Source organism: Azospirillum sp. Marseille-Q6669, from assembly GCF_965111635.1.
On the sequence record NZ_CBCOOP010000005.1, the window covers coordinates 451,374 to 466,240 of the forward strand.

Consider the following 14,867-nt stretch of genomic DNA (forward strand, 5'->3'; position numbering starts at 1 on the left):
GGCCTTAGGCGGCCTTGCGGACGGCGGCAGCCTCGGAGAAGACCTTGACGACCTGCTCGACGAAAGCGGCCAGTTCGTCATGACCCAGCGCCGTGATGGTCACGTTGTCCACCACCAGGGCCTCGTCGCTGATCTTGCCGCCGGCGGCTTCCAGCTCGGCGCGGACGGCCTCGGGGGCAGCCAGAGTGCGGCCCTTCAGCTTGCTCGGGATGGCCAGGAGCTGGATGCCCTGGTCGATCGCGGCGATCGGCTTGCCGGCGTCCAGGAAGTGGCCGACGATGCGGCGGGTGTGGGCGCTCTGCTGGAGCTTGGTGACGCTGCGCTCGCCACCCGGCAGCAGCAGCATGTCATAGTCGGCACCCAAAACCTCGCCGACCTGCTTGTCCACCGGGAAGTAATGGCCCCAGGACTTACCGTGCCAGCCGTTCACCAGTCCCTGCTCGGGAGAAATCGTACGAAGAGTAGCGCCGGTCTTGAGGAGAGCCCGTTGCGGCTCCGTCATCTCCAGTTCCTCAAAGCCGTTGGCGACGAGAATGGCAATGCTCTTTCCTGCGAGGGGTTGATCCATACTGTCTTGTCCTTTCATCGTTCAACCAGTGTGTGCGGGCCATCGCCGAGGAATGCGCCGTCGGGGAAAAGAAACGGCGCACGCCGCGCAAGGTCTTGCGCGGCGATGGAACCCGCAGCCGGCCCTCGTCAGCTGAGGTCCGGCGGGGGGGCGATCACGCCCCTGATCGGTTTGTGGTGAGCATGGAACACAAGTGGCGGCAACGAGGTCCCAAGTCAATGGCTTATTCCGCACTGCAACGCAGCTTCCCCACCGTCGGGCAGGGCTGCCGACGCGGCAATTTCGCGGTCGCGCTCAAGACTTAATCACGATTTCCCGGTGGTGTCGGTTGGGATGGCGCAGGTCAGCCATGCCGTCATGGCGCGGCTGTGACAACGAATGGTCGTAAGGAAAGCGGGTTGGCGCAAAAAGAAGCGGCCGGGGGCGGACCCCCGGCCGTTTGAAGTCAATAGCGTCAGCCGTTCGAAGAGATCCGGCTCGCACACCGGATCGGGAACCACCGGTCACCGGGGCGGGGGGCCGAAGCCAACCGTCCGGAGGATCGGCGCAAACCGGTCATACGACCCGAGCCGGGGAGGCTGCCGCGATGGGCGGCCGTATGACCCTTTCACACTTTGCGGGGCAAAGTGCTGTCTCGTTCGAGGCGGGCGCGTCCGGCGGATGGAACCGGACGCGCCCTGCTGTGGATCAATGGAACTGATCGGCCTCGGTGGAGTCCTTGTAGGCGGTGGTGGAGGACTGGCCGCCCGAGATCGCCGTGGCGACCGCGTCGAAGTAGCCGGTGCCGACCTCGCGCTGGTGCTTGGTCGCGGTGTAGCCCTCGGCCTCCGCCGCGAATTCCGCCTCCTGCAGCTCCGAGTAGGCGGCCATGCCGCGCGCCGCGTAGCCCTTGGCCAGCTTGAAGGCCGAGTAGTTCAGGCTGTGGAAGCCGGCCAGCGTCACGAACTGGAACTTGTAGCCCATGGCGCCGATCTCGCGCTGGAACTTGGCGATGTCCGCCTCGTCCAGGTTGGCCTTCCAGTTGAAGCTCGGCGAGCAGTTGTAGGCCAGCAGCTTGTTCGGGAACTCCTTGCGGATCGCCTCGGCGAAGCGCTTGGCCTCCTCCAGGTTCGGACGCGAGGTCTCCCACCACAGCAGATCGGAGTAGGGGGCGTAGGACAGGCCGCGGGCGATGCAGTGGTCGACACCCGTGCCCTTCTTCAGGCGGAAGAAGCCCTCCGAGGTGCGGCCGGCGTCGAAGTCGATGAAGGGATGGTCGCGCTCGTCGACGTCCGAGGTGATGAGCTGCGCGGACTCCGCGTCGGTGCGGCAGAGGACGATGGTCGAGGTGCCCATGGTGTCGGCGGCCAGACGGGCGGCGTTCAGCGTGCGGATGTGCTGCTGCGTCGGGATCAGCACCTTGCCGCCGAGATGGCCGCACTTCTTCTCGGACGCGAGCTGGTCCTCGAAGTGGACGCCCGAGGCGCCGGCCTTGATCATCGCCTTCATCAGCTCGAAGACGTTCAGCGGGCCGCCGAAGCCGGCCTCGGCATCTGCGATGATCGGCGCGAACCAGTAGGTGTCGCCCTTGCCCTCGGCGGTCTGGATCTCGTCGGCGCGCTTGAAGGTGTTGTTGATGCGCTCGACCACCGCCGGCACCGAGTTGGCCGGGTACAGGCTCTGGTCCGGGTACATCTGGCCGGCCAGGTTGGCGTCGCCGGCGACCTGCCAGCCGGACAGGTAGATGGCCTTCAGGCCGGCCTTCACCGCCTGCATCGCCTGGTTGCCGGTCAGGGCACCCAGCGTGTTGATGTACGGCTCGGTGTTCAGCAGTTCCCACAGGCGCTGGGCGCCCATCTCGGCCAGCGTGTACTCGATCTTGACCGAGCCGCTGAGCCGCTTCACGTCGTCCTGGGTGTAATCGCGCTTGATGCCTTCGAAGCGCGCGGCGCGGAGAGCGGCCTTGGTCTTTTCGTCGAGCGACATGGTCGTTTTCCTTCTTTTCGTCACCGTTGCGCTGCTTTTGAGCGCTGCCCTGACAAAACAACTAAAACGGCCTTCGCTGCCTTGCAACATGCCCTTGTTTGTAAAAGGGTCTGTTTGTAAACTACCGTCAGAAAAGCTCTGTAAATCAGTAAATATTGTAAATCAGCCAAGCTGGAGTTCGGGTGGCCATGGACAAGAAGGCGATGCTGGGTCCGAAGGTGCGTCGGCTGCGCCGCGACCACGGGCTGACCCAGGCCCAGATGGCCGAGCAGCTTGGCATCTCCCCCAGCTACCTGAACCTGATCGAGCACAACCAGCGCCCGGTCACCGTGCCGCTGCTGCTGAAGCTGGGCCAGCAGTTCGGGGTGGACCTGCAGAGCTTCGCCGAGGACGAGGAGAGCCGCCTCGTCGCCGGCCTGCGCGAGGTCTTCGCCGACCCGCTGTTCGACGGCTCCGACATCAAGAACCAGGACTTCCGCGAGCTGGCGGCGGTCGCCCCGACGCTGGGGCAGGCGGTGGTGGCGCTCTACCGCGCCTTCCGCACCAGCCGCGACGACCTGCAGACCCTGTCGGAACGGGTGGCCGACCGCGAGAAGCTGCATCTGGTCCAGACCTCCTCCTTCCCGCAGGACGAGGTGCGCGACCTCTTCCAGGCCCATTCCAACCACTTCGCCGAGCTGGAGGCGGCGGCGGAGGAGCTGTGGCTGGAAGGCCGGCTGGAGAAGGGCGACCTCTACCGGGGCCTGACCGACTATCTGCTGAACAACCACAGCGTCCGCGTCCGGCTGCTGCCGTCCGACATCATGGGCTACGCGGTGCGCCGGTTCGACCGGCATGGGCGACGCATCCTGCTGTCGGAGATGCTGGCGCCGTCCGGCCGCAACTTCCAGCTCGCCTGCCAGATCGCGCTGCTGCGCCACCGCGACCTGCTGAACCAGATCGTCGAGTCGTCCGGTCTGACGGGGGACGAGGCGCGGCGCTTGGCCCGCATCGGGCTGGCCAACTATTTCGCGGCGGCGGTGGTGATGCCCTACGCCCGTTTCTGGGAGGCGGCCAATCAGGTTCGATACGATATCGAAATATTACGGCGCCGGTTCGATGCCTCGTTCGAGCAGGTCTGCCAGCGGCTGACCACGCTGCAGCGGCCGGGGGCGAAGGGCGTTCCCTTCTTCCTGATGCGGGTGGACAGCGCCGGCAACGTGTCCAAGCGCTTTTCCGGCGCCGGCTTCCATCTGGCGCGCTTCGGCGGCGGCTGCGCCCGCTGGATCGTCTATGAGGCCTTCCGCACGCCGGGAAAGATTCACAGCCAGCTGGCCCAGATGCCCGACGGCACCACCTATTTCTCCATCGCCCGCACGGTGGTGAAGGCCGGCGGCGGCTTCCGCAGCCCGCCGCAGCAATTCGCCATCGCGCTGGGCTGCGACCTCCAGCACGCGGCGCAGATCACCTATGCGGACGGTGTGGATCTGGAAAACACCGAGGCGGCGACGCCCATCGGTGTGAATTGCCGGCTCTGTCCGCGGCTGGATTGCTCGCAACGCGCCTTCCCACCGCTGAACCATCGCCTGATTGTCGATGAGAATCTGCGCGGTTTGTCGCCTTACCTCTTCGCCCCGCCAGCGGGAGAGTAAGGCCGTTTATTTGGCAATACTGCCTTGTGGTAACCGAAAGGCCACAACAAAATTGTTGGTATAAATTAGTGGTCTGTTGACGAATTTGTTGTTAAAGAAGTGTGCTGCAATGCGGCACGGCTTGGCTTCTGAAACGACACCGGCCACAGCATGCCGGTCACCGAAACGGACCTGCGGATTCCATGAGCAATCTGATTCATGAGCGCGTCCTGCGCGTTCACCACTGGACGGACACTCTGTTCAGCTTCACCACCACGCGCGATCCCTCGTTCCGTTTCGATCCCGGACAGTTCACCATGATCGGCCTGGAGGTGAACGGCCGTCCGCTGCTGCGCGCCTACAGCCTGGTCAGCGCCAGCTACGAGGAGACGCTGGAGTTCTTCTCGATCAAGGTGCAGGACGGCCCGCTGACCTCGCGCCTCCAGCACCTCAAGGAAGGCGACACGCTGCTGGTCAACCGCAAGGCGACGGGCACGCTGGTCACCGACAACCTGCTGCCGGGCCGCAACCTGTACCTGCTCAGCACCGGCACGGGCCTCGCCCCGTTCCTCAGCATCATCAAGGACCCGGAGATGTACGCCCGGTTCGACAAGGTGATCCTGACCCACACGACGCGTACGGTGGGCGAGCTGGCGTACGCCGACATCATCAACACCGTCCTGCCGGAGAACGAGTTCTTCGGGGAGGACGTGGCGCAGAAGCTGATCTATTACCCGACCGTGACGCGCGAGTCGTTCCGCAACCAGGGCCGAATCACCGACCTGATCCGCAACGGCAAGCTGTTCTCGGACGTCGGGCTGGCCCCCTTCGACCGCGAGGTTGACCGCGTGATGATCTGCGGCAGCCCGGCCATGCTCGACGAGACCAGCGGCATCATGAACGAGCTGGGCTTCTCCATGGGCCATAACGGCGAACCCGGTCATTACGTGATCGAAAAGGCTTTTGTGGAACGCTGAGCGGAATCGCTGGAATAAAGCGGGCCGTGGTTCGTTGATGGATCGTGACGATGGCACGTCATCAACTCCAGTCGGCCCGATCGGGCCAGACCGGTCCTTGACGGGCGCGCCTCCCTCCCGGGGGCGCGCCCGTTTTCCTTCTGGAACCAACCCGGTTCGCCAGACCGTTTTGCCGATCCCGCATTTGGTGTAGACATCCCCTCCATGCGCCTCATCACGATCCTCGCCGTGCTGCTCGTGGCCGGCCTCGCGAATTTTGCCGTCTGGTCGCTGCCGAACCAGCCGGTGCCGCTCGACCCGCCGCCCGGCGGCAAGCTGAAAAGCGTGTCCTTCGCACCCTTCCGCGACGGGCAGAGCCCGCTGACGCAAAAATTCCCCAGCACCGAGCAGATCGACGAGGATCTGGCGGCCCTCGCCCCGCAGGTGGCGGGGGTGCGCACCTACACCTCGTTGGAAGGGCTGGAGGTGGTGCCGGAACTGGCGCGTCGCCACGGCATGCAGGTCACCATGGGGGCGTGGCTGTCGTCGCGGCTGGACAAGAACGAGAAGGAGGTCGCCTCCCTCATCGACCTCGCCAACCGTTACCCGGACGTCATCACCCGCGTGATCGTCGGCAACGAGGTGCTTCTGCGCCGCGAGCTGACGCCGGAGCAGGTGGCCGGCTACATCGACCGCGTGAAGGCGGCGGTGAAGCAGCCGGTGTCCTACGCCGACGTCTGGGAGTGGTGGCTGAAATACCCGCAGATCGCGGATCACGTCGATTACCTGACCATCCACCTGCTGCCCTATTGGGAGGACGTGCCGACCGACGTGGCCGGCGCCATGGAGCGTATCCGCGGCAGCTACCGCACGATCGCCCAGCGCTTCCCCGGCAAGCCGATCCTGGTCGGCGAGACCGGCTGGCCGACGGAGGGCCGGTCGCGCGGCGCCGCGGTCACCGGGCTGGTCAACAAGGCCAAGTTCGTCAACGGCTTCGTCCGCCTCGCCGAGCAGGAGGGCTTCGACTACAACGTGATCGAGGCCTTCGACCAGGGCTGGAAGGCCAAGCTGGAGGGCACGGTGGGCGGCCACTGGGGCCTCTACACCGCCGACCGTCAGGCCAAGTTTGCCCTGGCCGGGCCGGTGGTGGAGAACCGCCAATGGCCGATGCTGTTCGGCGTCTCCTCCGGCCTCGCGCTGGCGCTCGTCATCGGACTGACCCTGCGCGGCCGTCCGCTGACCTCCGGGGCCTTCGCCGCCCTGGCCTTCCTGGCGCAGGCGCTGTCCACCCTCTACGTCCACGCCGTCTGGGGGGCGCTGCACGGCAAGCATTACCCGCAGGACGTGGCGCTGTCGGTCGTCATGCTGGCGGCAACGGGCGTTCTGTCGATGGCCGTCCTGCTGGCCGCCCGGCGGGCGCTGGGCAGCGGCGGTCTGGCGCTGGAGCCGCTGGCCCCGCTGCGCGGCCGTCCGGCGCTGTCGCGGCTGGAGACGGTGGGCAAGGCCGCCGCCGTGGCCCTCGCCCTGCTGGGGATCGTCTGGAGCTTCCTGATCGTGTTCGACGGACGCTACCGCGACTTCCCCAACGGGTACTTCGCCCTGCCGGCGCTCGGCCTGCTGGCGCTCGGCGCCATGCGTGCAACACGGCGTCCGGAGGGCACGGGGGCGCTGGCCGCCTGGGGCATCGGCGGGCTGTTCCGCCCCGCCGTCCCGGTGGCCGATGCTCCGGCGAGTGGCCTGTGCGGCGCCGTCCGCCGCCTGCCGCTGGAGTCGGCGCTGGCCGTCCTGCTGCTGCTCGGCGCGCTGCTGACCGTGCTGGCGGAAGGCGTGGTGCCGATGGAGTCGCTGATCTACGGGCAGCTTCCCTTCATGGAGGCCCTGCACGAGGTGGTGTGGACCAGCCCGAACTGGGAAGCGCTGTCCTGGGCCGGTCTTCAGCTTCTGCTGGCGGTGCCCTACGCCGCCACCGTCCTGGCCGTCCGCTGTGGCGAAACCGCCCGCGCCGGCCACCAGTGGGTCCGCATCGCCGGGCAGTGACCGGTTCCCCCTCTCCCGCTTGGCGTGGGAGAGGGGGCCTGCTCCGCTTCAGGCTGCCTTCTCGCTCTTCCGGCTGCCCTGGTGCTCCGTGGTCCAGCGCTTGGGGTCGTGCAGATAGGCGTGGATTTCGCCCTGGGCCTGCCCGTCCAGGTAATGGCCGCGGTTCGCCACCTCCAGCACGTCCCACCAGGTCGCCAGCGCGTGCATCGTGATGCCCAGCGGGGCCAGATGCTCCTGGATCTCGTCGAAGATCCCGTACTGGAACAGCACGAACAGGTCGCGCACGTCGCAGCCCGCCTCCTTCAGCGGCTGGGCGAAGCGAGCTTTGCGATGGCCGTCGGCGGCGATCTGCTCGACCAGAAGCACGCGCCAGCCCGGCTCCACCCGCCCTTCGATCCGGTGCTTGTAATCCTGCTGGCCCTCCGGCACCTCCTTGCGCACGAAGACGAGGGGAAGCTCCAACCGATCGGCGATCAGCGCGGCCCAGGGTACGCCGGCTCCCTCGGCGGCGGCGATGGCGTCCAATTCGCCGTCGCCGATCTCCTGCCCGATCATCCGCAGCGCGAAGTCGAGCACCTCGTCGCGCACCGGGGGGTAGGAGAGCAGCCGCCGCCCCTCCAGATGGACCGGGCTGACCAGCCCCGAGCCGTGGCGGCAGAGATGGTCCGGGTCGTACCGGACGCAGCCGGTCTCGATCAGATGGCGGGCCACGCTGATGGCCCCTTCGCGCAGCTCGATGTCCCAAGCGTCCGGTATCATGGCCTGCCCCCGTCTTTTTCGCGTTGTTTCTTCAGCTTCGTTTTTTTCGCCTCACACCTTTCTCCCGATGATCACCCGTTCGGGGCGGGCCGCAACCCCTCCACACGCGCCGGGGCGGGCGCTTTGGTGTTAGCCGGAACGGGGGGAGACAACGCGCCGCAGCCTCCCTCCGCCTGCAGTCGTGTGTGCCCAGGTGCCGGAGCGGTTGACACGAAGCGCGACAAGCGTTGAAAAAGAGAATCGAATTGTAGCCATGCAGCTTTGGCAGAGCGGGGCGGGGAGCGGCGATGTCGGACATCCAGGGCTGGAGCCAGGACGATGACGACGATCTGTTGTTCGCCGACGAGGACGCTCCGGACTCGTCCTCCGCGACGTCCGGCTCCGCCGCCGCCCCTTGGAAGCTGCTGATCGTCGATGATGATCCGGAGGTGCACGCGATCACCCGCGTGGTGCTGAACGACGTGACCTTCGACGGGCGGCGCCTGCAGTTCCTGTCCGCCCATTCGGGGGTCGAGGCGCGGGCGATCCTGAGCGAGCACCCCGACATCGCCGCCGTCCTGCTGGACGTGGTGATGGAAACGGAGGACGCCGGCCTGCGGCTGGTGCATCACATCCGCGAGGTGCTGGGCAACCGGCGGGTCCGCATCATCCTGCGCACCGGCCAGCCCGGACAGGCGCCGGAGCGGCAGGTGATCGTCAGCTACGACATCAACGACTACAAGGCCAAGAGCGAGCTGACCGCCCAGAAGCTGTTCACCGCCACGGTGGCGGCCCTGCGCTCCTATCAGCACATCGACGCGATCGAGCGCAACCGGCAAGGGCTGGAGACGATCGTCGACGCCGCCGGCGCCCTGTTCGAGCAGCGCTCCATGGACCGCTTCGCCATTGGCGTGGTGGAGCGGGTCGCCGCCCTGCTGCCGCGGGCGGCAGGCGCCTTCCTGTGCGCGGTGCCGCCCGGCCGAAATCCGGAAAGCCCAAATCTTGAAGGCCAAGCGCCGGACGGCCGGCCTTGGGAGGCGGTGGTGCTGTGCGGGACCGGCGTTTTCGCCGATGCCGCGGGCCGGCCGGTCGGCGCCGTGCTGCCCGAGGCGGTCTGCGCCGACATCGCCGCCGCCCTGGCCCGGGGCCGCAGCCTGCACCGCGACGACCACTGCGTCGCGCTCTTCCACACCCAGAGCCCCGGCCCCGGCGCGCTGTTCATCGGCGGGCACGGCGGCCTGCCGGAGGTGGAGCGGCGGTTGCTGGAGATCTTCTGCTCCCGGATGTCGGTCGGGTTCGACAACGTGTCGCTGTACGAACAGCTCCGCCTCGCGCAGATCGCCACGGTGCACGCCCTCGGCAAGCTGGCCGAATACAAGGACGAGGTCACCGGGGAGCATGTCCGGCGCATCGGCCGCTGGGCCACCGCCATCGCAAGGGAGCTCCAGGCGCGGGGTGCCTGCGGCGGTGACGCCGACGACCGGTTCTGCGAGCTGATCGGGCTGGCCAGCATGCTGCACGACGTCGGCAAGGTCGCCATCCCCGACCAGATCCTGCGCAAGCCCGGCAAGCTGGACCCCGAGGAGATGGTCCAGATGCGCGAGCACGCCACCATCGGCGGGCGCATCCTGCGCGACGCCTCCGGCCCGGTCGGCGGGCGCAGCTACCTGTCGATGGGGGCGGAGATCGCCGAGAGCCACCACGAGAAGTTCGACGGCACCGGCTATCCCCACGGGCTGGCGGGCGACGCCATTCCGCTGTCGGGCCGCATCGTGGCGGTCGCCGACGTCTACGATGCCCTGCTGCATCGCCGCCCCTACAAGGAGGCGTGGGAGCTGGCGGCGGTGGTCGATCTGATTCGCGCCGAGGCGGGCCGGCATTTCGACCCGCGCGTCGTCGACGCCTTCGTCGCGATCCTGGAGCGCGGCGGGCCGGAGGCGTAGACCAGCCCCCGGCCGCACCGTTCTTTTTTACGAGCCTTGGCCTTTTTACGAGCCCCGGCCTTTTCAAGAGCCTTGGCTGAGCGCCTCGGCCAGCGCGCGGTCGGGGTGGTTCCCGCCGACGATGAGCTGCATGGAGCCGGTCGGCACCTCCACCCCCAGCTCCTCGAAGCGCTTCCTCATGCGGCGGTTGAACTCGCGCGACACGCCCCACTGCCGGGTCGGGCGGGTCTTGAAGCGCGCGGTGATCAGCTGGGTCGAATCGGGCTGGAACTTGTCCAGGCCCATGACCTCCAGCGGCGCCATGATGTCGGGCGCGAACAGCGCGTCGGTCTGCAGGCCGGTGCCGATCTCCTTCAGCAGCTCGATCACGCGGTCCGGGTCCTCGCGGTAGGCGACCCGCACCTCGAACAGGGCGTAGGAGAAGTCCTTCGACATGTTCTTGACGGTGCTGACCGAGTTGAAGGGCACGGTGTGGATGGCGCCCGAGCCGTCGCGCAGCCGGATCGAGCGGATGGAGATGGCCTCGACCACACCGGAATGGCCGCCGCCCACATCCACCACGTCGCCGATGGAGATGCTGTCCTCGAACAGGATGAACAGGCCGGTGATGATGTCCTTGACCAGCGTCTGCGACCCGAAACCGACGGCCAGACCGACCACACCGGCACCGGCCAGCAGCGGCGCGATGTTGACGCCCAGCTCCGACAGGGTGATCAGCGACACCATGGTCACCAGCACCACCAGGAAGGCGTTGCGCAGCAGCGGCAGCAGGGTGCGCACCCGCGCGCTGCGCTCGATCCGCGTGCCGTTGCGGTCGGTGGAGGCGAGGAAACGCTCGATCATCGCGCTCACCACCTCCCAGGCGACGATGGAGCCGACCAGCAGAAGGCCGATGGTGACCGTGCTGCGCAGGATGCGCTGGCCGAGTCGCGTGTCCGTCCAGGCCAGCGTGTCGAAGCCCCAGCCGTAGAGGATCATCATCGCGGCACCGACCCAGATCACCGTCTTCACCACCCGGTGCAGGAAGGGCAGGTAGAGGGAGGCGCGGTCCTTCAGCGGCGGCAGGGCGCCCTGGCTGTCCGGAACCATGCGCAGGCCGCGGCGCAGGCCCCGGTTGATGCCGTTGACCATCAGCCGGGCGATCACCGCGACCAGGATGGTGGTCCCGGTGGCGCGGGCCAGATACTCGAACCCGCCATAGACGTTCAGCACCCAGACGCCGAAGGTCACCACGACATAGATGATCGCCAGAACGTGCCAGACGTCGGCGAAGCGGCGGCGGGCGGAGCGCAGGACGGCGCCCTGGCCCTCCGACTCGCGCTCCGCGGTGGCCGCCGGGTCGCCATCGCCGGACAGCGGGTTGCCGTGCATCCAGTCGGCGACGATGCGGCGGTTCTGCAGGATCAGCGCGATCAGCATCCCGGCGATCGCCAGCCCCAGCAGCTTCAGCAGCGCGCCGTAGGCGCCGAGCGGCAGGCCCAGCACATAGGCGCCCTCCGCCAGGAAATAGCCGTAGACGCCGACCGCGGCCAGCCGGCGGACCCAGCGGTAGAGGCGCAGCGCGTTGGCGTCGCCCATCCGCACCATCCGCAGGGACGGCGCGAAGGGCGAGATCAGGATGCGGGCGGCGACCAGCAGGATCTGCAGGATGACGGTGGCGTTGATGACGGCCAGCGCGACCAGCCGGACGCGCGGCCCCGGCTCGCTGACCGACAGGATGGCGTAGGCGACGACGATGAAGGCGGCGATGGGGGCCAGTTCCAGCAGCGCGCGGCCGAGCAGCAGCGGCAGGCGCACCAGCGCCGTGGTGCCCCGGCGGGTGGCCAGGGCGTTGCGCGGGCGGGCGAGCAGCCAGCCGACGAAGCGCCCGATTGCCAGACCGGCGGTCAGGATCATCGTCAACTGGATGGCGATCTGCACCCAGCGATCGCGGGCCGACGGGTCGACCATCTGCCGGTTCGCCCACTCGATGGCGCCGGGCAGTTCCTTGAACACGTTGCCGACCTGGACGAGCTGGCGGCTCAGCACGTCCATGCGCTCGGCCAGGAAGGACAGGGCGCTGGCGCCGATGGTCTCGGGCAGGGTGCTGGCCGCCGGGGCCTCCTCGGCCTTGGCCTGCTCCAGCCCCTTCTGCGCGGCGACCAGCGCCTTCAGCTGCTCGACCAGCCGGGCGCGGGCCGCCGGGTCCTCCAGCGTCGTGATCATCGCCTGCATCTGCTCGGGCGTTGGATCGGGCGAGGCAGTGGACTCGGCGGGGGCCGCGGCGGCGGGGGCCGGCATGGTGGCGCCCGGAACGGGGCCGGCGGCCAGCGACGGCGAAGCGAAGCCGGCGAGAAGCAGCAGAAGGACGGCGAGTGCGCCCATGCAGGGGACCGTCCACCGGGTGCGTGCGCGAAGCATCCCTGTCCTTTTCTGTGATTTCAGCAATGCGGGCGTGAAGGCCGGGGACGTTATCCCGTGCCCGCCTCCTTGCCAACCCGCGCAGTTTCAGACCTTTTTGGGACGGAATTGCGGCCCCGCCCAAGGCGTTGGCGGCCCTTGCGAGGGGGTTACGGGGCTTTTCCGTCCTCTTGGACCTCGTCCTGCGCGACATGGCAGGCGACTCGGTGGCCCGGCGCCACGGGGTCGAGCGTCGGCGGGACCTGGGCGCAGCCGTCGTGGGCGAGCGGGCAGCGCAGCCGCAGGGCGCAGCCCGTCGGCGGGCGCAGGGGGGAGGGCGGATCGCCGTGCAGCGCCGGGCGGGCGAGGCCCGACGCCGCGATCAGCGCGCGGCTGTAGGGGGGGCGCGCCGCGGCGGCCAGAACCGCGCTGTCCGCCGACTCGACGATTCGGCCGAGCAGGAGCACCAGCGCCCGCCGCGCGATCCGCAAGCCTTCTGCCGCGTCCTGGGTGGCGTAGAGCAGGGCCAGCCGGCGGCGGCGGCGGATCGCCTGCAGCAGGTCCAGGAAGTCGGCCCGCTCCGCCCCCTCGTCGAGCGTCGCCGCCGGCTCGTCGCAGACCAGCAGGCGCGGTTCCGGCAGCAGGGCGCGGGCCAGCCCGGCGCGCGCCGCCTCCGCCGGTAGGAGTGCGCCGGGGTACAGGTCGAGGACCGCCGCGGGCAGCCCGACCTCCTCCAGCGCCTCGGCCAGCCGCGCAGCGCGGTCGGCGGGGGATTGGGCGGTGGACCGGGTGGGCTGCAGCGACTCCAGCGTCTCGGCGAACTGCGCGCCGATGGTCATCAGCGGGTCGAAGGCGGCCAGCGGATCGGGGAAGAGGATTTGCAGATCCCGCCGCGCCCGGCGCATCGCCTCCGGCGGGGCGGCGGCGAGGTCGGTCCCCAGCCAGGACACCTGACCGCCGACCGGCGGCACCAGCCGCAGGATGGCGCGGGCCAGCACCGACTTGCCGCTGCCCGTCTCGCCGAGCAGGGCCAGCGTCTCGCCCTCGGCCAGAGCGATGGACAGGCCGTCCACGACGGTCAGCCAGCGCTCCTCGCCGCGCCAGCTCCGCCCCAGCGGAAAGGCGACGCGCAGGTCGCGCACCGCCCTGCGCTGCGGCGCCGAGGCGCTGACCGGCTCCACCGTGGGCGGGGCGGGGTGGGCCCCTCCTCCGGTTCTTCCAGGCGCCCATGGGCCAGGATCAGGCGGCGGTCGGCCAGACCGGAAGGAACCGGATCGGCCTGGATTGGATCGGCCTTGATTGGGTCGTGGTGCGGGCGTCCGGCCAGCAGCAGCGCCGTTCCGGCTTCCCGCGTCCAGGCGGCGAGGTCGCTCAGCAGGCGGACGCGCTGAGTGGGGTCGAGCGCGGCGGCGGGGAGTCGGCGAGCAGCAGCGCCGGCTGCGCCGCCATGGCCAGCGCCAGCGCGGCCCGCCAGCGCATCGCCTCGCCCAGCTCATGCGGGTGGAGCGCCAGCCGGCGCGCGGCGGCGGGCACCTGGAAGCGCTCCAGCGCCTCGGCGCCGCAGCGCAGGGCGGTGCGCTCGTCCATCCCGGACTGGCAGGCCAGCAGGTCCACGAACTGAGCGCCCAGCGTGCGAAGCGGGTCCAGGGCGCCGTCCTGGGTGACCAGGATGCGCCGCCCTCGGATGTGGATGTCGCCCAGCACCGTGATGCCCTTGGGCGCGAGGCCGGCCAGCGCGCGCAGCAGCAGCGTCTTGCCGGCCCCGGCGCCGCCTGACAGGGCCAGCACCTCACCGGCCGTGACGGCGAAGCTCAGCCGGTCGAGCAGGATGTCGCGGCTGGTCAGCAGGGACAGCCCTTCCACCCGCAGCGGCGCGCGCTCTTCCGATCCGCTCACCGGCGCCCTCCGGTCGTGGAGAAGGCCAGCCGCATCCCGTCGCCCACCCCGTGCAGCGCCCACAGCGTCAGCGCCAGCAGCAGGGCCGGGCCGGCCAGCGCCGTGGCGTCGCCCGCCCGCGCCGCCGCGCCGATGGCGGTTCCCCAGCCGGTCACCCTCCGGCAGGCCGAGGCCGAGCAAGCTGGCGAGGCTTTCCGCCATCAGGGCGCGGGGAAGGGCGGTCCAGGCCGCCGCGGCGAGCGGCAGGACGGCGTTGGGCAGGATGTGGCGGCGCAGCCGGCGTCCGCCGGTCAGCCCGGCGGCCTGGGCGGCGCTCAGGAACTCCCGCCGCAGCAGGGCGCGCAGCTCGTCCCGCGCGATGACGGCCACCGCCGGGGCGGCGATCAGGACGGTCACCACGGCCATCGGCGCCAGCCCGCGCTCCGGACCGAGCAGCCCACCGGCCAGCGGAACGGCCAAAGCCAAGGGAAGGCCGGTCAGTGCGATGGCGGGCGCCATCATCGCCCGCTCCGCCCGCTCGCCCAGGGCCACCGCGGTGCCTCCCCAGAGCAGGCCGAGGGCGGCCCCGCCCAGCCCGCCGAGCAGCGCGAAGGTCAGGCTCTGGTGCCCGGCGGCCAGCGCCGCCCCCACCGGGCCGCCCCCGACGACGAGGCCCGCCGCGACCGCCAGCATCAGCGCCGCGAGAACAGCCAGCCCCGCGGCGGCGGGCCGGTGCGCGGTCAGCCGCTGCCCGGCCTTCTGCCAGGGCCGTCGCGCCAATGAGGATCGGTGCGGA

10 protein-coding genes are annotated in these 14,867 nt (G+C 69.5%); 4 read left to right on the plus strand and 6 right to left on the minus strand.

The features are described from left to right. Positions 1–4: 4 nt before the first annotated feature. On the minus strand, positions 5–568 hold the full coding sequence (locus ACWPXE_RS27435) for a DJ-1/PfpI family protein (protein ID WP_454020361.1): 564 nt from the start codon (positions 566–568) through the stop codon (positions 5–7). A 687-nt stretch (positions 569–1,255) separates the two neighbouring features. After that, positions 1,256–2,533 (minus strand): isocitrate lyase, encoded by a 1,278-nt coding sequence (aceA, locus tag ACWPXE_RS27440; RefSeq protein WP_014239066.1) that lies wholly within the window; start codon positions 2,531–2,533, stop codon positions 1,256–1,258. Positions 2,534–2,721: 188 nt separating this feature from the next. On the opposite strand from aceA, the gene ACWPXE_RS27445 reads away from it, so the two are divergent. The 3 genes from ACWPXE_RS27445 (at position 2,722) to ACWPXE_RS27455 (ending at position 7,136) form a co-directional block, all read left to right on the plus strand. Further along, positions 2,722–4,164: a helix-turn-helix domain-containing protein gene (locus ACWPXE_RS27445; RefSeq protein WP_454020362.1), complete on the plus strand. Its 1,443-nt coding sequence runs from the start codon at positions 2,722–2,724 to the stop codon at positions 4,162–4,164. Positions 4,165–4,346: 182 nt separating this feature from the next. Continuing rightward, positions 4,347–5,120, plus strand: a complete 774-nt coding sequence (locus ACWPXE_RS27450; RefSeq protein ID WP_454020363.1) for a ferredoxin--NADP reductase — start codon at positions 4,347–4,349, stop codon at positions 5,118–5,120. A gap of 204 nt (positions 5,121–5,324) precedes the next feature. Continuing rightward, the gene (locus ACWPXE_RS27455) at positions 5,325–7,136 is read left to right on the plus strand and encodes a glycoside hydrolase family 17 protein (RefSeq protein ID WP_454020364.1); all 1,812 of its coding nucleotides are present in this window, start codon (positions 5,325–5,327) and stop codon (positions 7,134–7,136) included. A gap of 48 nt (positions 7,137–7,184) precedes the next feature. On the opposite strand, the gene ACWPXE_RS27460 is transcribed toward ACWPXE_RS27455, so the two are convergent. Continuing rightward, positions 7,185–7,895, minus strand: coding sequence for an orotate phosphoribosyltransferase (locus ACWPXE_RS27460; protein ID WP_454020365.1), 711 nt, complete (start codon positions 7,893–7,895; stop codon positions 7,185–7,187). A gap of 287 nt (positions 7,896–8,182) precedes the next feature. Between ACWPXE_RS27460 and ACWPXE_RS27465 the strand changes: the two genes are divergently transcribed. Then, entirely contained in the window at positions 8,183–9,817 is a 1,635-nt protein-coding gene (locus ACWPXE_RS27465; protein WP_454020366.1) for a DUF3369 domain-containing protein, read from the plus strand. A 63-nt stretch (positions 9,818–9,880) separates the two neighbouring features. Here ACWPXE_RS27465 and ACWPXE_RS27470 read toward each other — a convergent pair whose 3' ends face one another. The 3 genes from ACWPXE_RS27470 to ACWPXE_RS27480 all read right to left on the minus strand — a co-directional run bounded on the left by ACWPXE_RS27470 (position 9,881) and on the right by ACWPXE_RS27480 (position 14,851). Next, the gene (locus tag ACWPXE_RS27470; RefSeq protein WP_454020367.1) at positions 9,881–12,181 is read right to left on the minus strand and encodes a mechanosensitive ion channel domain-containing protein; all 2,301 of its coding nucleotides are present in this window, start codon (positions 12,179–12,181) and stop codon (positions 9,881–9,883) included. A gap of 185 nt (positions 12,182–12,366) precedes the next feature. Further along, positions 12,367–13,377 carry an oligopeptide/dipeptide ABC transporter ATP-binding protein gene (locus ACWPXE_RS27475; RefSeq protein ID WP_454020368.1) on the minus strand — a complete coding sequence of 337 codons (1,011 nt, stop codon included), beginning with the start codon at positions 13,375–13,377 and terminating at the stop codon, positions 12,367–12,369. A 190-nt stretch (positions 13,378–13,567) separates the two neighbouring features. Then, a complete protein-coding gene (locus ACWPXE_RS27480; RefSeq protein ID WP_454020369.1) occupies positions 13,568–14,851 on the minus strand; it encodes an ATP-binding cassette domain-containing protein in 1,284 nt (427 codons plus the stop codon). Between the last annotated feature and the right edge of the window lie 16 nt (positions 14,852–14,867).

Coding starts and splice junctions, on each gene's coding strand:
- ACWPXE_RS27470 (WP_454020367.1), bottom strand. CDS start 12,181: ATGGGCGCACTCGCCGTCCTTCTGCTGCTTCTCGCCGGCTTCGCTTCG.
- ACWPXE_RS27465 (WP_454020366.1), top strand. CDS start 8,183: ATGTCGGACATCCAGGGCTGGAGCCAGGACGATGACGACGATCTGTTG.
- ACWPXE_RS27450 (WP_454020363.1), top strand. CDS start 4,347: ATGAGCAATCTGATTCATGAGCGCGTCCTGCGCGTTCACCACTGGACG.
- ACWPXE_RS27445 (WP_454020362.1), top strand. CDS start 2,722: ATGGACAAGAAGGCGATGCTGGGTCCGAAGGTGCGTCGGCTGCGCCGC.
- aceA (WP_014239066.1), bottom strand. CDS start 2,533: ATGTCGCTCGACGAAAAGACCAAGGCCGCTCTCCGCGCCGCGCGCTTC.
- ACWPXE_RS27455 (WP_454020364.1), top strand. CDS start 5,325: ATGCGCCTCATCACGATCCTCGCCGTGCTGCTCGTGGCCGGCCTCGCG.
- ACWPXE_RS27435 (WP_454020361.1), bottom strand. CDS start 568: ATGGATCAACCCCTCGCAGGAAAGAGCATTGCCATTCTCGTCGCCAAC.
- ACWPXE_RS27460 (WP_454020365.1), bottom strand. CDS start 7,895: ATGATACCGGACGCTTGGGACATCGAGCTGCGCGAAGGGGCCATCAGC.